This is a genomic window from Bradyrhizobium sp. LA6.1, from assembly GCF_040547805.1.
Lineage (GTDB): Bacteria > Pseudomonadota > Alphaproteobacteria > Rhizobiales > Xanthobacteraceae > Bradyrhizobium > Bradyrhizobium barranii.
In genome coordinates, this window is record NZ_JBEPQK010000022.1 from 34,565 (window position 1) to 55,301 (window position 20,737).

General features: G+C 63.6%; 19 protein-coding genes. 6 read left to right on the forward strand and 13 right to left on the reverse strand.

Going from position 1 to position 20,737, the window contains the following annotated elements; all coding sequences use genetic code 11:
* Positions 1-12: 12 nt before the first annotated feature.
* The 3 genes from ABIB99_RS37305 to ABIB99_RS37315 all read right to left on the reverse strand — a co-directional run bounded on the left by ABIB99_RS37305 (position 13) and on the right by ABIB99_RS37315 (position 3,699).
* Complete coding sequence (locus ABIB99_RS37305) at positions 13-1,902, reverse strand: sensor histidine kinase (RefSeq protein ID WP_354180603.1); 1,890 nt, start codon at positions 1,900-1,902, stop codon at positions 13-15.
* Positions 1,903-2,039: 137 nt separating this feature from the next.
* Positions 2,040-3,272, reverse strand: a complete 1,233-nt coding sequence (locus ABIB99_RS37310) for an HlyD family secretion protein (protein WP_208087983.1) — start codon at positions 3,270-3,272, stop codon at positions 2,040-2,042.
* Positions 3,265-3,699, reverse strand: coding sequence for a hypothetical protein (locus ABIB99_RS37315; protein WP_049807440.1), 435 nt, complete (start codon positions 3,697-3,699; stop codon positions 3,265-3,267). The genes ABIB99_RS37310 and ABIB99_RS37315 overlap by 8 nt, the downstream gene beginning before the upstream one ends.
* Before the next feature lie 174 nt (positions 3,700-3,873).
* Between ABIB99_RS37315 and ABIB99_RS37320 the strand changes: the two genes are divergently transcribed.
* Both ABIB99_RS37320 and ppk2 read left to right on the forward strand, forming a co-directional pair.
* Complete coding sequence (locus ABIB99_RS37320) at positions 3,874-4,326, forward strand: hypothetical protein (protein WP_166343343.1); 453 nt, start codon at positions 3,874-3,876, stop codon at positions 4,324-4,326.
* Positions 4,327-4,328: 2 nt separating this feature from the next.
* Positions 4,329-5,129, forward strand: a complete 801-nt coding sequence (gene ppk2, locus ABIB99_RS37325; RefSeq protein WP_071911459.1) for a polyphosphate kinase 2 — start codon at positions 4,329-4,331, stop codon at positions 5,127-5,129.
* A gap of 55 nt (positions 5,130-5,184) precedes the next feature.
* Here the strand turns inward: ppk2 and ABIB99_RS37330 are convergent, their stop codons facing one another.
* The 5 genes from ABIB99_RS37330 to ABIB99_RS37350 are packed head-to-tail and all read right to left on the reverse strand — an operon-like array spanning position 5,185 to position 12,260.
* Entirely contained in the window at positions 5,185-5,619 is a 435-nt protein-coding gene (locus tag ABIB99_RS37330) for a hypothetical protein (RefSeq protein ID WP_354180606.1), read from the reverse strand.
* Between the two features lie 33 nt (positions 5,620-5,652).
* On the reverse strand, positions 5,653-7,353 hold the full coding sequence (locus tag ABIB99_RS37335) for an aspartate:alanine exchanger family transporter (protein WP_354180608.1): 1,701 nt from the start codon (positions 7,351-7,353) through the stop codon (positions 5,653-5,655).
* Positions 7,354-7,366: 13 nt separating this feature from the next.
* Positions 7,367-9,853 carry a decarboxylase gene (locus tag ABIB99_RS37340; protein WP_354180610.1) on the reverse strand — a complete coding sequence of 829 codons (2,487 nt, stop codon included), beginning with the start codon at positions 9,851-9,853 and terminating at the stop codon, positions 7,367-7,369.
* 26 nt (positions 9,854-9,879) lie between these two features.
* Positions 9,880-11,583 (reverse strand): SulP family inorganic anion transporter, encoded by a 1,704-nt coding sequence (locus tag ABIB99_RS37345; RefSeq protein WP_354180612.1) that lies wholly within the window; start codon positions 11,581-11,583, stop codon positions 9,880-9,882.
* Positions 11,580-12,260, reverse strand: a complete 681-nt coding sequence (locus tag ABIB99_RS37350; RefSeq protein ID WP_208087988.1) for a YoaK family protein — start codon at positions 12,258-12,260, stop codon at positions 11,580-11,582. The genes ABIB99_RS37345 and ABIB99_RS37350 overlap by 4 nt, the downstream gene beginning before the upstream one ends.
* Before the next feature lie 135 nt (positions 12,261-12,395).
* Here ABIB99_RS37350 and ABIB99_RS37355 point away from each other — a divergent pair, with 135 nt between their 5' ends.
* From ABIB99_RS37355 to ABIB99_RS37365, 3 genes are read left to right on the forward strand one after another with little or no spacing between them, the layout of a single operon-like run.
* Entirely contained in the window at positions 12,396-14,084 is a 1,689-nt protein-coding gene (locus ABIB99_RS37355) for an aspartate:alanine exchanger family transporter (RefSeq protein ID WP_354180615.1), read from the forward strand.
* Positions 14,085-14,095: 11 nt separating this feature from the next.
* Positions 14,096-14,983, forward strand: a complete 888-nt coding sequence (locus tag ABIB99_RS37360) for an alpha/beta hydrolase family protein (protein ID WP_354180617.1) — start codon at positions 14,096-14,098, stop codon at positions 14,981-14,983.
* Between the two features lie 22 nt (positions 14,984-15,005).
* A complete protein-coding gene (locus ABIB99_RS37365) occupies positions 15,006-15,590 on the forward strand; it encodes an invasion associated locus B family protein (protein WP_354180619.1) in 585 nt (194 codons plus the stop codon).
* Positions 15,591-15,604: 14 nt separating this feature from the next.
* Here ABIB99_RS37365 and ABIB99_RS37370 read toward each other — a convergent pair whose 3' ends face one another.
* Complete coding sequence (locus ABIB99_RS37370; protein WP_349642908.1) at positions 15,605-16,006, reverse strand: response regulator transcription factor; 402 nt, start codon at positions 16,004-16,006, stop codon at positions 15,605-15,607.
* 150 nt (positions 16,007-16,156) lie between these two features.
* Positions 16,157-16,780, reverse strand: coding sequence for a response regulator transcription factor (locus ABIB99_RS37375; RefSeq protein WP_071911438.1), 624 nt, complete (start codon positions 16,778-16,780; stop codon positions 16,157-16,159).
* Between the two features lie 221 nt (positions 16,781-17,001).
* Between ABIB99_RS37375 and ABIB99_RS37380 the strand changes: the two genes are divergently transcribed.
* Positions 17,002-17,685: a helix-turn-helix domain-containing protein gene (locus ABIB99_RS37380; RefSeq protein ID WP_166100662.1), complete on the forward strand. Its 684-nt coding sequence runs from the start codon at positions 17,002-17,004 to the stop codon at positions 17,683-17,685.
* 195 nt (positions 17,686-17,880) lie between these two features.
* Here ABIB99_RS37380 and ABIB99_RS37385 read toward each other — a convergent pair whose 3' ends face one another.
* The 3 genes from ABIB99_RS37385 to ABIB99_RS37395 all read right to left on the reverse strand — a co-directional run bounded on the left by ABIB99_RS37385 (position 17,881) and on the right by ABIB99_RS37395 (position 20,736).
* Complete coding sequence (locus ABIB99_RS37385) at positions 17,881-18,324, reverse strand: potassium channel family protein (RefSeq protein WP_039152864.1); 444 nt, start codon at positions 18,322-18,324, stop codon at positions 17,881-17,883.
* A 40-nt stretch (positions 18,325-18,364) separates the two neighbouring features.
* Positions 18,365-19,477: an acetate kinase gene (locus ABIB99_RS37390; RefSeq protein ID WP_354180623.1), complete on the reverse strand. Its 1,113-nt coding sequence runs from the start codon at positions 19,475-19,477 to the stop codon at positions 18,365-18,367.
* A gap of 170 nt (positions 19,478-19,647) precedes the next feature.
* Entirely contained in the window at positions 19,648-20,736 is a 1,089-nt protein-coding gene (locus ABIB99_RS37395; protein ID WP_354180625.1) for an AI-2E family transporter, read from the reverse strand.
* Position 20,737: the final 1 nt, after the last annotated feature.

Sequence of the window (20,737 nt, forward strand, 5' to 3'; positions counted from 1 at the left end):
TCAACGTCCGCGCTAGTGGATGATCGGGAGCCTGATCGTGAACAGCGCGCCGCCCGACGGCTGGTTCTCGGCGGCTATGGTGCCGTGATGGGCCTCGACGATGGTCTTGACGATTGCAAGCCCCATACCCATGCCCTGAGGCTTGGTCGTGAAGAATGGATTGAAGATGTTCGCGAGGTCACCGACCGCAATGCCCGAACCGGTGTCGGCGATCCGGATCTCGGCGTGGCCTCTGGCGCGCCCGGTCGATACGCTGACCTCGCGCTTCTTCATGTCCGCGTCGGAGACCGCATCCAACGCATTGATGATCAGATTGAGAACGACCTGCTGCAGCTGCACGGGATCGCCCTTGACGTGCAGCTCCGCAGCGGCCGGCGCGTAAGCCAGCGTGATCCGGCGCCCGTCGGCGAGCGCTGTCACCAGACCAATTGCTTCCCGCACCGTGTCGTTCAGTTCGGTGTCCTTGATTTCAAACGGCCGCTTCTTCAGGACGCTGCGAAGCCTGCGGATGACCTCGGACGCCCGCTGATCGTCGCGCCTGATGTCGGCTAGAATCTGGCGAATCTCGTTGATGTCGGGTGAAGTGGCTTTGAGCATGAGCTCCGCCGTCTCGGCATTGGTCAGAATGGACCCGAGCGGCTGGTTCAGCTCGTGGGCAATCGACGTCGTCAACTCGCCGACGGCCGAGTACCGATTGGCGTGGGCGAGTTCGGTCAGGCGCTGTCGCGACTCGATCTCGGCCAATTGACGGCGATGGCGCTCGCTCAGAAGTCCGCCGATGAAGCCGGCCTGTATCAAAATCACGGCCGCGATCAGCAGCATCTGCCAATGATAGCGATCCCAGAGGGCCGGCTCACGAAACAGGATTTCGCTGCCCGGCGGCAGACTGCTCTCGCCGATCCCCCAGCGCTGCAACTCCCGCCAATCATATTTCGGCGGCCCGAATCCGATCGGCTCGTATTTGATACGGGCCGGCTTCTCGCCGCCGAGGATCCGGATCGCGGCACCGACGGTCTTCGAACTGGTTTCGGCGACGGAGTGCATGGGCCCGCCGACGCTGGCGTCGCCGAAGAAAGGTTCCTGATACGAGAAGATCGGCGCGTTCGCGACAGCATGCAGCCTGTGCAGGGCGATATCGCCCTCGTGGACAATGCCGCCAGCATCGACCAACATCAGCCCCCAGAACAGCGCGGAATGAGGCGGAAGCACCGATGCGCGCTTCAGGATCTCCTCAAACGGCAGGTCCGAGTACCAGACGAGGTCGAGCCGGCCTTCCAGCGGTTTCAACTCCCGCTTCACCTCGTCGATCCAGAATTTCTCGAGGGGCGAGGCACCGACCACAACGGCAACCGTTTTGATATCGGGCAAGAGCTTGAGAATGTTCTCGAAGGCCGCCACGAAATCATTGCGGACGGACACGACCACGTCATTGTCGGTGAGGTCGAGGCGGTTCACCAGTCGTTGTTCGACCACGGTCAGCACCGTCGGCGTTTCCGGAAAGAGCTTCGCACGGTATCTCTGCACGAACCGCGCCGCGGGTGCGCCGATGCTCAGCACGATGTCGGGCGGCCTGCCTTGGTAGAGCGAACCGAGATAATCGACGAAGGGCGCTTCGGGGCCCGGACTGTTGAAACGGGCGGTGAGCAGCGTGTGCTCCTGGACGTCGAGCGGCCAGGGCGATTGCCGCTCGAGCTCGGCCTTGATGCTCCGCGCATATTCACTCCAGGGGCGAAACTCGCGGCCGAAGGAGTGCAGGATCAGCACGCGCTTTGGCTCGCTGCGCGCAGCCGAGCCGGGCTCAGCGGCTCGCGCGGGCCCGGACAGCATGCACGCGGCGAGCAACAAGCCGAGACCCAACAGCGTGGCAGCAACCAGCCACTGCTTGACCGACGCCATGGTCATGCGCCCGTTCCCCTTCGCCTCAACCGCTCTCCGGCGCCTCCGGACCACAATTCTAGCGGCAAATGGGCCGCTTCGACAGTGCCGAGGACGCAGTCAAGCTGCACGCAGGACGGGGCGAAACGATCCGATCTGGCACGTCAGTGCCCGCTCAGCACCAGCGTCTGGATCGGCAGCAGCAACGCCTGTATGCGCAGCAGCAGGGCATGGACCAGGCCGACGCCGTCGACGACGTGCAGCGCGATCTTCCGGCTGGTCGGCGTGTCCTTGGCGGAAATCTCTTCGTGATTGCTGGTGTAGGCGTTGACGATGCAGCTCGAGCCCGGCGTCACGCCCTCGAGGCCGCCTTTGTAGAGCGGCTCCAGGAACACCAGGATCGTGCCGGGCCGAACGGCGTTCTGCGCTTCCAGCAACTGCTCGCCGGAGCGGAACTGGCCGGTGGCGATGTAGTCCTGCACCGTCGTGATCACCATCGGGATGATGACCCACGGCTTCGAGATGCAGGTCGCCTCCGCCACCATGCCGGTCTTCATCACCTGGGCCTCGATCTGACCGAAGCCGGCCTGAAGGACCGATCGGCCGGCCTCCGTCGGAATCAGGATTCCCGCCGGCCGCATCAACTGGTTGACGACGTCGCCGGGGCGCACAAGGAACTGCTCGACGCGCCCGTCGACGCCGGCGCGGACTAGTGTCTTGTCGAGATCGACCTGGGCCTGATCAAGCGTCGCCTCGGCACTCGCCTTCTGCGCTGGAAGCGAGGTCGAAACCTGCAAGGCCGCCGACTGCCGCGCGGCCGTCGCGGCATCGATGCCGGACTGGCGCTGGTCGACCAGCACCTGGAGCTTTTCGATATCGCGCTGCGGCACGATGCCGGGATTTCGGCGCTGCAGCTCGGTCTTGACGTCGAGCTCGTCCTTGGCCTGCTGGTAATTCGCCTTCGCTTCGCCGATCTGCGCCTCGGCCTTGGCCACGTCAGCTTGTGCCGTCTGCATGGCGGCATCGACTTCGGCAATCTTGCGCCTGGCGGTCTCAAACGCGGCCTGCTGCTTCGAGGCGTCGAGCGTGAACAGCACGTCGCCCTTCTTCACCGGCGCGCTGAAGCCGAACTTGACCTCGGCCACGCGGCCCGAGCCTTCGGGCAAGATCGGCACGGTACGGAAATAGAGCGTTGCGTTGGATGTCGACGGATGGAAATAGAAGATCATGGTGATCAGCGACACCGTCAGCATCAGGCAGCCGGTAATGCCCCAGCGCAGCTCGTACCAGATGGAGAAGAAGGTAATCTCCTTGCCAAAGCGCTTGCCCTGGACGTAGCGGCGGTAGAGATAGTCGGGCAGGATCGTCAGCAGCGAGCAGAACATCAGCTCAAACATGGCTGTGCTCCTTCTCCTTCGCGGGCCCCGGCTTTTCTGGAGGCGGCGTGTCGCCACCTGTCGGTCGTGGGCTGGCCTGCGTGGCCGCGTCGCTGTCTTCGGGCGTCGCATCCGCGATCTTCTCCACGGAATCGGCGATGCTGCGCAGCGGACCGCCGAAGTCGGGAATGTCGATCATGGCCAGCAGCAGGCCTGCGATCCAGAAGATGTGCATGTGCGTGAAGAGCGAGATCAGGCCGAGCACGGCTACGAATTCGAATTGCAGCTTCTGCGACTTGTGCGCCATTCGCTCGGGCAGGCTGTGCAGTTTCCAATAAAGAGTACCGACCCAGAGCACGGTGCCGATCAGGAAAATTCCCATCACGACCATCAGCGGATCCGCCCCGCTTCCCGGTGCGAGATAGAACGGTAGATGATGCGGGGCCATCGGATGAAGCTGATCGCTCAACGTTCTCTCCTCGTCAGGCGCGTTTCCACTTGAATGCGTCGAAAGCAGTGTCGGTATCGGGTGGCGCAATTGCTTGATTTGGATCAACGGGCCTGGAACGGCCCCACCTAGCCTCGCCTGAAAGTTGACGTGCAACAACAGGAGCCGCCTGCCATGCCCGGCATCGATGATCTCATCCCCAGCGCCACGCAGATCCGGAAAGAAGCAGCCCTCAAGGAGGCAGAGAAGGCCGACGAGTATGCGCGCCTTGCCGCCGCCGCCGAAGCCGAGAAACACGCCCTCATTGAACGCCTCAGCAAGCCTTCTGGCAAGACCGAGGACGAGAAGATCAAGCTCGCCTCGACGATCATCCAGCGTGCGGTGCGGAACGGCTTGACCGAAGTTCTGGTCTATCGCTTCCCCAACACGCTGTGCACCGACAAGGGCCGCGCCATCAATCAGATGGAAGCGGGCTGGGAGAACACCCTGACCGGGATTCCGAAGGAAATCTTCCAGCTCTGGAGCGATTACCTGAAACCGCGCGGCTATCGCATCGCCTATCAGATCATCGATTTTCCAGGCGGTGTGCCCGGCGACATCGGGGTGACCATTTCCTGGGGTGATTGAGCATGGCCAAGGACGCGCCCGTGGAGCGGATGAAGCGGAAGGACTATGAGAAGGAGCTCGAAAAACTCCAGGTCGAGTTGTGTCACCTTCAGGAATGGGTCAGAGCCCAGAAACTGAAGGTGATCATCATCTTCGAGGGGCGCGACGCGGCCGGCAAGGGCGGGACCATCAAGGCGCTGACCGAAAAGGTGAGCCCGCGCGTGTTCCGTGTCTGCGCCCTGCCCGCGCCCTCCGACCGGCAGAAATCCCAGCTGTTCCTGCAGCGCTATATCGAGCAATTCCCGGCCGGCGGTGAGATCGTGATATTCGACCGCAGCTGGTACAACCGCGCCGGCGTTGAGTACGTCATGGGCTTCTGCTCGCCGACCGAACACAAGCGCTTCCTGGAATTGTGTCCGCTGGTCGAGAAATTCGCCGTGGACGCCGGCATCGTCCTGATCAAGCTCTGGCTTGAGGTCGGGATGGAGGAGCAGGAGCTCCGCTTCAAGGCGCGTATCGAGGATCCGCTGCGGCAGTGGAAGCTGAGCCCGATGGACACCGAGTCGTTCGGACGCTGGTACGATTACTCGCGCGCGCGTGACACGATGTTCGAGGCGACCGACACGAAGCATGCACCGTGGCGACTGATCCGCTCCGACGACAAGCGGCGAGCGCGGCTCAACGTCATCTCGCACATCCTGAGAACGATCCCTTACAAGAAGGTCAAGCGGGAGAAGGTCAAGCTGCCGCCGCGGTCCGACAAGGGACGTTACAACGACCAGGCGAGCCTGCGCGGCCTGAAGTTCGTCGAGGAACGCTACTGAAACACGAAACGGGCTGCGATGACGCAGCCCGTTTAGCTTGAGCGCCCTGCCGGGCCTATTTCAGCCGGATCGTGACGCCGCCAACCGCAGCCGATACTTCCGCGCCGACCCTCGGTCCACTGAGCTGAAGGATCACGCCATTGCCGTTCTGCAACTGCACGGCTCCGGCTCCCGCGGCGACGGCGCCGCCGGCTCCGCCCGCCGCGTAAGAGCCTTCGATCGACTGCGGACCCCTCAGATTGAGGGCGCGGCCGACAAACTTGGTCGTCGAAGCTCCGATCGTGAAACCGACGCTCATGCCTGACACGGTGAAGGGATATTGTTTGCCCCTCAACACCAAAACACCCTCGCCGCCGCCGACGCCGACGATGAAGCCGCCCTTGGTGAAGACGACGGCAACCTGACCGGTCTCGGCACGCGACGGCGTGCTGAAGCCGGCCGCGGCGGCGAACGAGATGACCAAAGTGGCGCCGATGGCAAATTTCCTCATGATGTTCATTCCCCTTTTGGTTGTTGCAACGGACTATTGTGCCAGGATCATCGCGAAGTAGCCGAACACGGTGAGCAGGATGCCCGATACGGCATAGGCGACCGGGAAGCCGATCCAGGGCACGGAGCTCTGGATTTCGACCGCGGCTTCACGACACGGACCGGAATGCGACCGGGCGCCGGCAACGCCGCCCATCAGCACCGCCGGATTGATCTTGAAGAGGTGGAAGCCGATCGCCCAGACGATGAACGGCGGGATCGTGCAAGCGATGAAACCGGCGAGGAAGATCTTCAAGGCGACCGCACCGGTGAGCTGTGCCAGCAGACCGGCGCCGGCATTGACGCCGACGATCGCGACGAAGACCACGAGACCGAGATCCTCCAGCACATTGCGCGCCGCGTTCGGCGTGTTGCCGAAGAAGCGCAAGCGCGACACGATCGAGGACACGATGACGCCCGAGAGCAGGAGACCACCGGCGTTGCCGAGGCCGATCTTGGCGCCGAAGGCCGGGAATTCGATCATGCCGATCAGGAAGCCGATGATCATGCCGACCGCCAGCGTCAGCAGGTCGGTCGAGGTGTTGGTGCGCGCGATGCGCCCCCACATCTCGCCGAGATCGTTGACCGCGGACTTCAGACCGACCACGGAGACGATGTCCATTCGCTCCAGCTTGGTCTTGAGACCCGCCGGAATCTGGACGCCTCCACGCTCAACCTTGGTCACCTGCAACTGGCCGGCGATTGCGGTGTCGCGGAAGGACTCGAAGGTGCGTCCCACCATGTCCTTGTTGGTGACGAGGATGTCCGCCTGGTCCATGGGGATGCCGAGCGTCTTGGCGTCCGCAACCTCCGGACCGATCAGGCCCATTTTCTCCGTGAGATGCTCGGTCGCACCGCCCAGCGCGACGATGTCGCCCTTTTGCAAGACGAGGTCAGCATCGGCGCCTTGCGGCTCACCGTTCCGCCCAACATTGACGATGCGGTATTCCGGATTCACGGTACGGAATTTTGCGATGCTCATGCCGACCGTCGCGGGATTTTCCAGCCGGTAGGCCCGCAGGGCGAACTGGCGATAACCGGTCAGGCCGCCGCCCTCGAGATCCTTGACACCGAATTCCCGCTCATACTGCTTGGCGGCGGCCGTGGCGTCGACACCCCACCAGCGCGGCAGATATTTGCAGATCAGGATGATGCCGACGGTGCCCCAGATGTAAGTGATGCCGTAGGACAACGCGATCATCCCGGAGGCGTCCTCGGGCTTCATGCCCTCGGGCAGCTTGACGACACCGGAGGTGATGGCCTGCTCGGCCGAACCGATCGCAGCCGACATGGTCTGAGACCCCGCCAGCATGCCACCGGCGGCGCCGATCGGTAGCGCGAACAACTTCGTACAGATGACGACGAGCGCGAGGCCAAGAACACTCGACACCACGGCCAGGACGCAGAATTTCAGCCCGTCGCCCCTCAGGCTGTTGATGAAGGACGGACCGACGCGCAAGCCCACGCCGTACATGAAGAGATAGTAGAACAGGCTCTTGGCGAAATTGTTCAGCTCGAGCTTCACGCCATAAGTGGACGCCCAGACCGACAAGCCGGCGCCCACCACGATGGCACCGGCAACCATCCCGAGGCCATAGCCCTTGATGCTGGCTCGCCCGATATAGACGGCAAGACCAACGACGAAGAACAACAGCAGAAACGGATTCTGCTGCAGGAAGGTGAAAAAGCCTTGCATGTTCGTCCCCTTTTTACGAAGCGGCCTTCAGCTTCGGCTGCGCGCCGGGCTTGGGCTTGCCGATCTTCGCCAAGGCTTCGGCGCGTACGAGCTTCAGGCCTTCCTTGGCGTCGTAGCCATGGATCTCCTTCACATCGAGCTTGCGCATGAAGTCGATGGTCTCCTGGGTGATGACCTGACCCGGCACCATGATCGGGAAGCCCGGCGGATAGGGAATCACGAAGCTGGCGGAGACGAGGTCGGGGCCGGCTTTCAGGCGGCGGTCGATCTCGGGATCGGCGAGCCTGATATATTCGCATCCCGCCGCGTCGTAGGCCGCGTAGAATCCGCTGCGGATGTCACCCTCATTGGTCTTGCTGCCGGCATCGCCACGGAAGCTCTGGTGGAAGTGCGAGAAGTTCGGCAAATCAGGCACGTCAGTCATCAGGCTCTTCACCCGCGCCTCGAAGGTCTTCTTCGCGTTGGCACCGCCTTGGGCCAGGCCGCGATCCACCTCGCCCGCGATCTCGGCCAAAACCCTGACAAGATGCGCGACGTCGCTGCGGGTGTTGTTGATGTTGGACTGGAGCAGCACCGAATTGCGTGAGGTCTTGTTGACCTGGATGTTGTAGTCGTTCGCCAGGATGCCCTTGAACTGGGTGCCGTCGTAGCCGGCGGTGCCGCACACCAGTGTCATGCGGGTCGGATCGAGACAGAACTCGTCCTCGTCCAGGCTCTTCAGCGCGCTCGCCCAGTTCGCGCCGGCCGCCAGATAATCGGTGAACCCGCTTTGGCGATATTGCGCCGGCACCATGGCGTCGGCGCCGAGGATACGGAAATATTTCGAGATCAGCGGATTGGTGTTGACCGCGTGCCGGATGGCGAGCGCGATCTCGATCGCGTTGGCCACCAGCCCATACCCTTCCAGCTCCATCTGGCGCCGTGAGACGTCGAGGCTCGCGATCAACTGCTGGTTCGGACTCGTGGAGGCATGGGTAAAGACAGCCTCCTTGAACTGCTGCTCGACCGTGTGGAATTCGACGTCCTTGACCGAGAGCATCGAGCCCTGACGGATCGCCGACATCGACTTGTGGGTCGAATTGGTCTGATACACGCGCAAGCGGATCTGGCGCGGACCGGGGATCAGTCGGGTCTTGAGCAGCACCTCGTTCGAGGGATTCTTGCCGAGCGTGGCTTGTTGGGCTTCGTAAGCTGCGACCGATCTCGGATCGCGCATCCAGGCCTCGATCTCGTTGGCGGCCCCCATCGCGGTGCGCCGCCGCAGGAACGGCGAGAAGCGCGCAAAGCCGAACCAGGCCTCGTCCCACAGGAAGATCAGATCGGGCTTGATCGCGAGGCACTCCTCCATCACCCGGCGGGTGTTGTAGATGTGGCCGTCGAAGGTGCAGTTGGTCAGGTCCAGCAGCTTGACGCGATCGAGCCGGCCATCGGCCTTGGCGTTCAGCAAGGCCTGCTTGATGGTCTTCAGCGGCACGGCGCCGTACATCGAATATTCCGTCATCGGGAAGGCTTCGACATAGAGCGGCTGCGCGCCGGCCAGCACCATGCCGTAATGATGCGACTTGTGACAATTGCGGTCGACGATCGCGATGTCGCCCGGCGCGAGCAGCGCCTGCACCGCCATCTTGTTCGAGGTCGAGGTGCCGTTGGTGACGAAGAAGACGCGATCGGCGCCAAGCGCGCGTGCTGCCTTGTCCTGCGCCTTCTTGATGTTGCCGGTCGGCTCCAGCAGACTATCCAGGCCGCCGGTGGTCGCGCTGCTTTCGGCCAGGAACAGGTTCAGGCCGTAGAACTCGCCCATGTCGCGGATCCAGTCCGACTTGAAGACCGATTTGCCGCGCGCGATCGGCAGCGCATGGAACGTTCCGATCGGACGCTGTGCATATTTCTTCAGATTGTCGAAGAACGGCGTGTCGTAGCGATCCTGCACCCCTTCCAGGATCGAGAGATGCAGCTCGAGCAGTTCCTCGACCGAATAGAAGATGCGGCGGACGACATCGGCCTCGGGATTTCCGGCCATCGCCTCAACGTCGCGATTGGACATCAGATAGAGGTCGAGCTCGGGGCGGACCCGCTTGATGACGTGGGCAAGCCGCAGCGCCGAGGCATCGGACTCGTCGTTCAACCCGGCCGACGAGGTCATCGTACGGAGCACCGGCGCATCATGGCGTGAGCGCAGCGCAAAGCCCTCGTTGATGACGACGGCTGCGAGATTGGGATTCAGGATGGCGGCGCAGAAGGCATCTTCGAGGCTGCCGACGATGACCGGCTCATAGACGAATGGATCGACCGGCCGCCGCAGCTTGCGCCATTCGTTGGCGAGCGCGAGCCAATTGCCGGACGAGAGGCCGGTGACGATCAGTGTCTCGAAATAGGGACGACGCGCACCATGCTGCCCGGACATTTGCGGCACCAGATCGGGGGTGTCACCGTTGCCGTCGTCATTGGCGCTCCCGTCGCTGACATGTTGGCGAAACGACCTCGTCGTCAAGGCCTGCATCACCTCTGCATCGCAATACCGGGGCGTCAGACCGTTCGTTGCGCGGTGTTGGCTGAATCGTCGCCCAGGACGCTGTCGAGCGACCGCAGCCACTGGCCGCTGTCGGTTTTCTCCGCCAGCCCTTCGGCGCGCAGCAGGTCGCGCAGCTGCGCATGCGCGCCGACGATGCAGAAGATGACTTCGCGGGAGGCGAGTTCGTCGTAGAGCTCGTGCAGCATGCGCGCGCCGGCCAGATCGATATAAGGCGAGGCCGAAAGATCGCAGGCCACCAGCCGGATGCCTGGCGACCTCCGTAGCGCGATCAGGACCGTCTCCAGGATCGTCTCGGCATTGATGTAGAGCAGCGATGCTTCGGGGCGGAATGCGATGATTCCGGCCAGCGGTTCGACGTCCTCGTGCCTGGCGCTGTCGGAATAGCGGCCGCTGCCGGGCAATCGGCCAAGGAACGCGACATTCGGCCGCGAGGCGCGCGCCAGCAGCAGGAAGATCGATGCAATCGCTGCCAGTAGGACGCCCTGGAGGATGCCGAGCAGCAGCACGGATACCAAGGCAATCGCCGCCGCGTAGAAATCGATCCGGCTGACCCGCCACATCCGCAGCAGCGCACGCACGTCCACGAGCTTATAGACCGCGGCAAAGACGATGGCTGCGAGCACCGCCTTGGGCAGATTGGTCAGCAGCCCCGTGAAGAACAGAAGGCACAGCCCAAGCGTCACTGAGCAAATCACCAGCGCGAGCGGCGTCCGTGCGCCGGCGCTGTCGTTGACGGCCGATTGCGACAGGCCGCCTGCGACGGGATAGCCATGGCCAAAGGCGGCCGCGAGGTTCGCGGCGCCAAGACCCAAAAACTCCTGCCGCACGTCGAGGGGATAGCCGTGCCTGGCGGCAAAGCTGCGGGCGGCCGAAACCCCTTCGATATAGGCGAGCAGGACGCATCCGGCGGCGAGCGGGAAGAGATCGTCGAACTCCAGCAGCCCGAATGTCGGCGGCCCCGGTGTCGGCAACCCTTCCGGTATCTTCCCGGTGACGGGCACACCGAGCGCCGGAAGGCCGAACAGCGTCGCCACCACGATCGCAAGCGCCACGATCGTGATGCCGACCGGTTTGCCCGGCAGAAACCGTTCGCCAAGCAGGAGCAGCAGCAGCGCAACTGCGCCGATCCCCAGCACGAGGACATCGACATGCCCAAGTTGCCCTGCCAGCTTGATCGCGCGGTCGAAAAAGTTGTGGCCGCCGCCGGCGACCCCGAACAGGCTCGGCAACTGGCTCATGATGATGGTGAGCCCGGCACCAGCCTTGAAGCCAACCAGAATGCTGTCGCTGACAAGGCGGACGAGCACGCTGAGCTTGAACAGCCAGGCGATGAAGCACAGCACCGCCACCGCGAAGGCCGCCAGGCTTGCGATCTGCGCATAGCGCACCGCATCCCCGCCGGCCAGCGCGCCGACGGTACCGGCGATCATCAGCGAGATCGCCGAAGTCGGGCCGATCGCGAGCTGGCGTGACGACCCGAGCAGAGCGTAGCCGATGCCGCCGAGCATGTAGCCGTAGACACCGACCTGCGGTGCGAGACCGGCGAGCGCCGCATAAGCCAGCGAGACCGGGATGGCGTAAGCGGCGAGCGTCACACCGGCGACGGCGTCGAAGGGCAACCATTCGCGCCGGTAGCCGGCAAGCCAGGAGGCCGGAGGAAAGAACCGGGTCCATCCGGGTTCGGACGGCGCGCTCACCGCACCACCTCGTGATGCGGCACCTCGCACCGCAACAGCACGATCAGCAGCACGATCACGGGAACGCCGAGCGCGAGATCCGGGATGCCTTTGGTGGCAAGGGCCCCGACAGCGGCGCCAAGGCCGAACACCGCGCACAGGCCGACGAAGATGCCCGAACGGCGCAGCGTTCGCGGCGGCGCGCCCCCGGACGCAGCCGCGAAAATGTTTTCGATCGCCTGGCGCATGTTGCCGGTGATCATCACCGTGCTACAGACCACACCCTCGACCTTTGTGAAGATCGCGGTCTGCATCGCGGCAACGAGCGAAATGCCGAGCGTACCGGCGATATCCGGCAGCCGATTGTGCAGAATGCCGATCGCGATCAAGAGCAGAATCTCGATCAGCGTGCTGATCGCGCTGGCCCGTTCGCCGGCAGCGCGGCGCAGCCAGGCGGCGATCACGATGCCAACCGCGAAGGCCAGCATCGGCGGCACGAAGTGAAACGCCTTCGCCCAGTTGCCGGCGGTCGCATAGACCCAGAGAAAGATCAGGTTGGCGGTCTGGGCATTGGCCATCACGCCGTGGATGATCCAGGTATAGGCATCGATATAGCCGCCGGCGAAGGCGAGCAGCAGGACGATCTCGACCGTCTCATCGCGGCGCACCGCATCGGCTACGACATCCAGAGTGCTCATGCTGACAAAGCGGGCCGTCGCAGGTTCTGCATGCGCGCATAGGCGGCGCCCTGCCGCCGGCAAGGCTTGATCTGGATCAAGCAATCTCCCCTCCCCGCAAATCAAATCGGCCAAAGCACCGGGGGAATTGCGACCATGGAAACCGTCAGGTGGATCATCTCCACCGCTCCGGAAATCTTCCTGCTGCTGGCCATTGCAATCGGCTCCCTCCTCGGCCGGATCAAGATTCGCGGCTTCTCGATCGGAACGACCGCCTGCGTGCTGATCGTCGCCGTCCTGATCGGGCAACTCGGAAGCTTCGCTTTTCCGCCGATCCTCAGAGCCATCCTGTTCAGCCTCTTCGTATTCACCATAGGCTACCGCTCCGGCCCGGAATTCTTTGCTTCCTTGAGCTTTCGGACCCTGGCGCAGGTTGTCCTGGCGCTGGTGATCGGAGCCACCGGCCTCGTCATCGTGCTCGTCTTCGCTCATGTCTTCGAGCTCGATACCGGAACTGCGGCGGGGCTGACCGCCGGCGCGCTGACCCAGTCCTCGGTGATCGGCACCGCGTCGGGCGCGCTGGCGCAACTCGGCCTGCCGAAGGCGGCGCTGGAGCAGCAGGAGGCCAATATCGCGGCCGGCTATGCCGTGACCTACGTGCTCGGCTACATCCTGACGCTGTTGTTCGTCCCGTTCGTCGCGCCCATCCTGATGCGGGTCGATCTCAAGGCGGAGGCTGCGAAGCTCGAAGCCGAGCTGGCCGACGGCGCGCCACCGAAAACCGAAAACCTGTCCTATCGCAAGTTCCAGGCGCGCGCCTATCGCGTCTCGACCGCCGCTGGCTCCACGATCGCGGCGATCGAAGCCGAGATCGGCAGCCGCACCGTCGTGGAGCGGATCGTGCGCGCCGGAGCAGACATCAAGCCGCAGCATGACACCCGGCTCGAAGCCGGCGACGATGTCGTGATTGCCGGCCCCACCACGGCAATCGTGGCGGCCAAGCCCCTTCTCGGCGTCGAAATCGACGCCGGCGAACTCCTGCGCAACTTGCCCGGCAACGTGACCGAGGTCCTCGTGGAAAACCGCAAGCTGCACGGCCGTTCGATCCGGGACATCGCCGAGCGGCTCGGCGACGATACGCGCGGCGTGTTCCTGCGCTCTCTGACCCGCATGGGCCGCGAGGTGCCGCTCGGCCCCGACACGCGCGTCTACATCGGCGACGTCATGACGCTGGTCGGCAGCACCGGCAATATCGCGCGGGCGACAACGCAGGTCGGACACGCCCTCAACGCGTCCGACCGGACCGATATTGCTTTCCTCACTGCAGGCATTGCCGTCGGTCTGTTGGCCGGCCTCGCAAGCTTCAAAGTCGGTGCCGTCGCGCTGACGCTCGGCGGCGGAGGTGGCGCGCTGATCTCCGGCCTCGTCTGCGGCTGGCTGCGGTCGCGAAACCCGACCATGGGCGCGCTGCCGCCGGCGGCGCAACAGACGCTGAGCGATCTGGGGCTTGGCGGCTTCATCGCGGCGATCGGGCTCGGCAACGGCCTCGCCGCCTGGACAGCCATTCAGGCGCACGGCCTCCTGCTGGTCGGCATGGGCATCGTCGTCACGCTGATCCCGCTGACGGCCGGGACCCTGTTCGCCCGCTACGTGCTCCGCATGAACCCGGTCGTGACCTGCGGCGCGCTCGCCGGCGCCATGACGGTCGACGCCGCCGTGACAGGCGCGTGCGACGTCGCCGAGAGCAAGACGCCGGTGCTCGGTGTCGCCGTGCCCTACGCGGTCGGCAACGTGTTGCTGACGGTGCTGGGCCCGATCGTCGTTGCCGCTACGTATACGGGGTGAAGGAGATCGCGATGCGCTCGCTTCTGGCTGTAACGCTCCGATCCCTGGCGACTACCCTGCTCGTTCTGGCCTCGCTCTCCGCCCCGACGCGGGCTGAGGACGAGGTCCGAATCCAGGAGGAGATCTGGGCCTTGCCACTGCCGTTGCCGATGTTCGCCTATCTGGTGCGCCCGGTCGGCGACGGCCCTTTCCCTCTGGTGATCATGAACCACGGCGTCTCTCTCAATCCGGCCGACCGGAGCTTCTTTCCGCTGGTGGAATTCCGCGACGCTGCGAAGTGGTTCGCCAAGCGCGGCTATCTCGTGGTCGCACCGGTCGGCAGCGGCTATGGCGCCGCGGCCATCGACATTCCCGAGCGCGCGCTCTATGGGCCATTCTTTTCCAAGGTCGGAAAGTGTACGAACCCCAACTTCCATGATGCGGGCCTCGCAGTCGCCAAGGTCGATCTCTGGATCATCGACTACATGGCCGCCGAGAAACGGATCATTCCAAAGGACGTAATCGTGGTCGGCCAGTCCGCCGGAGGCTGGGCTTCCATCGCCTTGTCCAGCGTGAACCCACCACAGGTGAAGGCCATCATCACCTTTGCCGCCGGCCGCGGCGGGCGGGTCGGCGGCAAGCCGAACAACAATTGCGCACCCGACAAGCTGGTCGAGGCGACCGCGGATTTCGGCAGCACGTCGCGGGTGCCGATGCTGTGGATCTACATCGAGAACGACACGTTTTTCGGCCCCGACCTGTCGAAGCGCATGCATGCAGCATTCACGGCGGCTGGCGGCCGCGCCGAATATCATCTGATGCCGCCATTCGGCAACGAGGGCCATTTCTTCATCGGCTCGCCGGACGCGATCCCGCTGTGGTCGCCGCTGGTGGCGAAGTTCCTCGACGCGCAGAAATAGAGTTCAGGTTCGGAGGCACATCATGCCAAGTCCTCGCAATTGTCTCTCCGGCCTGCTGGTCGTCGCGGTCGCCGGAAGCGCGACATGTGCCGGCATCGCCGCGCCGAAATCCGCGCAGGCCGATAAACCCGCCGAGGTCGCGACGCGCGGCCAGCGCGAGGCAAAGGACATCGTCTACGGAGACTGGCAGAAGCTCTGCTTCAAGGCAGGCGGTGCGCCGACGTTGTGCCGGACCTCAATCACCGGCAAGTTTCCAACCGGCCAAACGGCCGTGCGCGTGGACCTGATCGAGCGCGAGGGTACTCCTTCGGCGCGGCTGCAGCTCTTCGTGCCCGTCGGCATGTACCTGCAACAGCCGGCGAAGCTGACCGTCGACCAGGGCAGCCCTCTCCGCATCCCCTACAGCTGGTGCCTGACCAACGCCTGCATTGCGGCCGACGTCGCGCCTCCCGCGATCATCAAGGAGATGGAGGCAGGGAAGACACTTGCCCTCGAGGTCGTCGATTCAAACCTTCTGGCATTGACGACCTCGGTGCCGCTGGCGCAGTTCGCGTCCGTCCACAAGGGCGCACCGGCCAGGACGCTGGAGCAATATGTCGACGAATGAGCGGCCATGCTGCGTTACGCAGCCGACGCACGCGCCACCGACTCGATCAGGGACTGCGCCGTGAATGGCTTGACCAGATAGGCAATGCATCCGGACGCGACCGCCGCCGCGCGGTTCGCCGAGCTGTCATTTCCGGTGATGTAGATCACCGGTGCGGTGACACCCTCCTCGGCCAGTTGCCGGCGCAGGTCGATGCCGGACCTTCCGTTCAGGTCGATATCGAGAACGATGCAGATCGCCTTGTCGAAGCTGCCGTGATGGAGCAAGGCTCCAGCAGAGTCGAAGAGCGTCGCGGCAAAGCCATGCTCGCGGAGCAGTCTGTTCACGCTGGTCCGGATGGACGGATCGTCATCGACGACAAAAACAGAGTCACGCTCTGGCAAGGAAGTGCCCCTTCGAGACGAATGACTGATCACGGCGGCGCCGGCGCCATATTTGCCTGGGCTACTTGCGTGTCAGGCAAAGCGCCGCATTCGCCGCCCTGCATGGCAGCACCGCACCAACGAATTTCATATTGTCTCTTGGGGAAGTCACACCGCGGGAACTGTGCCGTGACGACAAATCAGCTAATCGTCGCTCGTATCGAGCATTCCAAGCCGTTCCGCGATCGAAACGAGCTCCGCCAGCGAACGAACCTGCATCTTCTCCATCACCTGGTGGCGGTGCGCCTTCACGGTGCGCTCGGTGGTTCCAAGCTCATGCGCGATCTGCTTGTTGATCCTGCCGCGGACGATGAGATCGAACACCTGACGCTCGCGATGCGTCAATGCGGCGAGGTGAATGCGGAAGGTCTCGAGCCTTCCGCGATGCGCCTGCGCGGTGTGCTGGCGCACCATCGCGCGCTCAATCGCAGCGATCAACTGCTCGGAGGATACCGGCTTGGTCAGGAAATCCTCCGCGCCGGCCTTGATGGCCTGCACCGTGGTTGGCGTGTCGGCGTGTCCGGTCAGGAATATGATTGGCAGCGTCGAGCCCGCCGCGACCAAGCGGGTCTGCAAGTCGGGGCCGCTCAGCCCCGGTATCCACACGTCGAGCAGGATGCATCCCGGCTGCGCGTCATCAGGCGCCGCATCCAGTAAATCCTGCGCCGATGCGTAGGTCGCAACGTCGTAGCCCGCGAGCTTCAACCGGCGCGCGATCGCCGTCCGGAAGGAATCGTCGTCGTCCACCACGTGAACAAGGCCGGGCACGCATCACCTCTTGCTGAATTCCGACAGCTTCTCAATCCGCGCAACAACCTCCCAACAGGCGTCCACGCTGTCCCTTGGTACAATGAACCTTGGGACAATGGATGAGAATGCCGCCTTAGTCGTAAATCAACTTCGACGGGAGTGGGACGGCGCGGCGCATTCCCAGCGGCGAGACTTTTCGTCTGACAGACCAATTCGGCGATGAGCTGAGGAGTTGGCCTATGTTCGTTCGCATTACAGCGGATTCGACGCCGCGTCCCAACTCCCTTCGTGACCTCGGCATGACCAGCGATTCAAATGCGCTCGTCAGTTTAAGCCAATTTACCTATAAAAAAGGCAGCGAAATCTACGGGGAGAGAGAGCCCGCCGAATATGTCTATCAGGTGACGTCCGGTGCGGTGCGAAGCTACAAGCTGCTGTCGGACGGCCGCAGGCAGATTGGCGCCTTTCACCTCGCCGGCGACATTTTTGGCCTGGAGAACGGCAACGAGCACCGCTTCACCACGGAAGCGATCGTCGACACAACGGTGCGCCTGGTCAGACGGCAAAGCCTCGAAATGGTGGCCGAAAGCGATGCGATGGTCGCCAGAAACCTCCTCAGCATGACCACGAACAACCTCCAGCATGCGGAGGACCACATGCTGCTGCTGGGACGCAAGACCTCGCTGGAGCGGGTCGCGGCGTTCCTGCTCGAGATGGACGGGCGGTTGACGGCGTCCGGCGTCATGGCGCTGCCGATGTCGCGGCGCGATATCGCCGATTACCTCGGCCTGACGCTGGAGACGGTGTCCCGCGCGCTGTCACGGCTCCATGAGCTCGGCGCCCTCGGCTTCGTCGGTAACACCCAGCGTCAGATCGTGCTGCTGGATCGGCACCAGCTTGCAAGCCTCGACCTGCAGCCTTGAGCGGGCCGACACCGGCGAATGGCACAAACTGCACATCACACCGGTACCGTCCGATGCTAGCCTCTTCCGATGTGGAACGAGACCGCATTTCGGATCGCAGTCGTTTTGTTCGGGACGCTGCCGGTGGCGTTCACGGCCATGATCCTTTTCCTGGGGTGAGTTCGGCTCTGACCGAAGCCTCCATCGGTATCAGGATCATTTAAGGCCAGGCGCCTGGGTTACGCCGAGGTGCTCGAGAGTCTTGCGCAAGACCTCGAACAGGATGGCGGCCGACCAGCCGAACAGCAGGACACCATTCATGGCCGTCAACGGGCCGATGAGGCGCCATTCGCGCACCGGCGTGATATCGCCGTAGCCAAGCGTGGTGTAGTTGACGAAGGCGAAATAGAGCGCATCACTGCCCGGTGCGGCGGCCTGAACGACTTCATACATCAGAGCCCACACCAGAACCTCCAGCGTATGCGCGACCTGCAACACCACGGCTGTCGCGACCATGACACCCATCAGATGCACTCTTGGTCGCCTGGTTTGCCGCAAGCCCGCGCCGCGAGCGATCCCGACGGCGACGATGGTCACCAGCGCATGGATTCCGATATTGATCACGCTGACCAGCGTACCGACGAGGAATTGAAGAAGCATCGAGCGCCGCCAATCCTTTTCAGCTTTCCGGGAAGCTGCCTCAACGTGGCGACGGCCCGTTCAACAAGAGCGCCAACGTGTGCCGCGCGATGGTCAATTCATCGTCGGACGGGAGCACATACAGAGGGATACGACTATCGCGGCGCGAGATCAGCCGTGCGTTATGGGCGTTGGCCTTAGCATCCAGTATAGCACCCAGCCAGCTCAGCCTTTCGGCGATGCGCGCGCGGATCGCGGTCGAGCCTTGGCCGATCGCGCCGGTGAAAACAAAGGCGTCAAGCCCCTCCAGCGCGGCCGCGAGCAGGCCGGCGTTGAGGCCGGCGCAGTAGGCGAGGTGCTCGACGGCCTGTTCTGCTCGCAGAAAACGAGCCGCCGCACCGTCGTCACCCGGATTGGTGAACAGAAATGTGTCGCCGGGATCGATTTCGCCTGCGGAATAGTCCGGCGGCGATGCGCCAAAAGCATAGAATCCATTCGTGCTTTCGACGCTGCGGCCTTCCTTCAGCGCGCACATCGAGCTGGTGTCGCCGAGGCACGCAACGATCACGCGGCGTGTGGCAATCTCGGGGGCCTCAAGCGTCAGAGTTCGTGCGATCGACTCGTAGCAAAGACCGTGAGCCCCGTAACGCCTTACGTCACCTGCGCAGAGTTGATGCGCAATAGGATCGCTGCCGCTCTCCACGACCTTGCCAAGATGGAATGCAGTATCGAAGCAGGCGACTTGCGGTAGCGCCGGATGATTGGCCTGCATGATACGGATTGGCGCAAGATTATACGGTTGAAGCAGCGGCGCGAGTGCAATCAGCCGTTCCAGACGCGCCATCACGGCGTCATCGATCAGGGCCGGCCGGGCGTCATCCGGTCCTCCCTGAGCGACGCGATGCCCCACGGCCAACGGCTGGATTCCCAATTCGTCCCGCAGCCAGCTATCGACAACCGCGCATGCCGCCGGGATGTCATCGACGTCGTCGTTCTGATAGGTGCGGTGCGCCAACGGATCGCCGTTCGCTCTGCTCGCCCTGAGGCGCGGATGGCGGCCGAGCCCGTCAAGCCGTCCCTTGATTTGCCGTTCCAGCCTCCCCTCGCCTCGTACGGAGAAGAGCTGGAAGTTCACGCTTCCTGCATTCGCATCGATGGCAAGGATCGCATCCATGGCGATCAGTCGACGGCCGTCATCGCCGGCGACGTTTGCCCGAATGTGCAATCCCGCTGCGACGTTTGATGGGCCATCGACATGCCTGAGGTCAGATCTGCCTACGCCCAATCAAGGCGCACCGGGAGTCGAGAGGATTGACTTAGGTCAAAGGTGATGCGCGCGAAGATTCAGGTCTCTTCCGGCCTTTTCGGCGCAGCGGCGCGGTCGTTCCGGATCCAGGCCGCCGAGAGTTCCCAGGCGACCGACAGGATGATCGGCCCGATGAAGAGGCCGATGATTCCGTGCGCGAGCGTTCCGCCGATCACCCCGATCAGGATCACGATCGTCGGCGTGGTCAGGCCGCGCCCCATGACGATGGGTTTCAGGATGTTGTCGAGGATGCCGACGGCGCCGAGGAAGACGGTCAGGAGCACCGCCGTGGTCACGTCCTTGTCCATCCAGATCCAGACGACCACGGGGAAGAGAACGAGAAAGGGGCCGATCTGCACGATCGACAGCAACAGGACGAGGAATGCCAGCAGGCCGGCACTCGGGGCGCCTGCGAGCTTGAAGCCGATTCCGGCCAGTAGCGACTGCACGATTGCGACACCGATGATGCCCTGCGACACCGCGCGGATGGTCGCGCCGGCGAGCTCCAGAAAATGCTCGCTCTGCTCCGGTACGACCCGGAACAGGAAGCCGCGCACCGCGTCGACGAGCTGCGGACCGTAGGGAAAGAGGAAGCCGGCGACGAATACCGACAGCAGGAACTGGAGCGTGCCGACACCGGCATCACCGGCGAGCGACAGCATCATCCCGGCAAGCGGTTTCAGATACGGCATCACCTCGCTCAGCGCCGCGCGAATATTGCTGTTGGCCTGGGTCCAGAGATCGTAGAGCTGGGGGCCGATCAGCGGCCAGCTCTTGATCTGTTCGGGCGCCTCCGTAAGCGTGAGATCGCCGCTGCTGATCTGGCCCGCGAGATCCTTGATCCCGTCGACTGCGCTCATGCCGAGCCAGGCCGCAGGACCAATGACGATGCCCAGCGTAACCAGCGTGAGAATGGACGCGGCGGTGCGCGGGCGGCCCCCGAGGCGCTTGGCAAGCCAGCCGAAGCCTGGATAGAACGCCACCGCGAGCACCGCACTCCAGGCCAAGATTGGCACGAAGGGGCGGATGATGAGGAAAGTCCACAGGATCAGCAGCGCCAGCAATCCGAGCCGGATCACGAGCTGGATGACTCCGTCGATAGACCGATGCTGGCGAAGAGTGTTCAAG

Bases quoted from the DNA above. Each gene is read 5' to 3' on its own strand.
- ABIB99_RS37320 (WP_166343343.1), top strand. From the start codon at position 3,874: ATGCCCGGCATCGATGATCTCATCCCCAGCGCCACGCAGATCCGGAAA.
- ABIB99_RS37305 (WP_354180603.1), bottom strand. From the start codon at position 1,902: ATGACCATGGCGTCGGTCAAGCAGTGGCTGGTTGCTGCCACGCTGTTG.
- ABIB99_RS37365 (WP_354180619.1), top strand. From the start codon at position 15,006: ATGCCAAGTCCTCGCAATTGTCTCTCCGGCCTGCTGGTCGTCGCGGTC.
- ABIB99_RS37315 (WP_049807440.1), bottom strand. From the start codon at position 3,699: ATGGCCCCGCATCATCTACCGTTCTATCTCGCACCGGGAAGCGGGGCG.
- ABIB99_RS37355 (WP_354180615.1), top strand. From the start codon at position 12,396: ATGGAAACCGTCAGGTGGATCATCTCCACCGCTCCGGAAATCTTCCTG.
- ABIB99_RS37350 (WP_208087988.1), bottom strand. From the start codon at position 12,260: ATGAGCACTCTGGATGTCGTAGCCGATGCGGTGCGCCGCGATGAGACG.
- ABIB99_RS37330 (WP_354180606.1), bottom strand. From the start codon at position 5,619: ATGAGGAAATTTGCCATCGGCGCCACTTTGGTCATCTCGTTCGCCGCC.
- ABIB99_RS37380 (WP_166100662.1), top strand. From the start codon at position 17,002: ATGTTCGTTCGCATTACAGCGGATTCGACGCCGCGTCCCAACTCCCTT.
- ppk2 (WP_071911459.1), top strand. From the start codon at position 4,329: ATGGCCAAGGACGCGCCCGTGGAGCGGATGAAGCGGAAGGACTATGAG.
- ABIB99_RS37340 (WP_354180610.1), bottom strand. From the start codon at position 9,853: ATGCAGGCCTTGACGACGAGGTCGTTTCGCCAACATGTCAGCGACGGG.
- ABIB99_RS37335 (WP_354180608.1), bottom strand. From the start codon at position 7,353: ATGCAAGGCTTTTTCACCTTCCTGCAGCAGAATCCGTTTCTGCTGTTG.
- ABIB99_RS37390 (WP_354180623.1), bottom strand. From the start codon at position 19,477: ATGGATGCGATCCTTGCCATCGATGCGAATGCAGGAAGCGTGAACTTC.
- ABIB99_RS37360 (WP_354180617.1), top strand. From the start codon at position 14,096: ATGCGCTCGCTTCTGGCTGTAACGCTCCGATCCCTGGCGACTACCCTG.
- ABIB99_RS37385 (WP_039152864.1), bottom strand. From the start codon at position 18,324: ATGCTTCTTCAATTCCTCGTCGGTACGCTGGTCAGCGTGATCAATATC.
- ABIB99_RS37310 (WP_208087983.1), bottom strand. From the start codon at position 3,272: ATGTTTGAGCTGATGTTCTGCTCGCTGCTGACGATCCTGCCCGACTAT.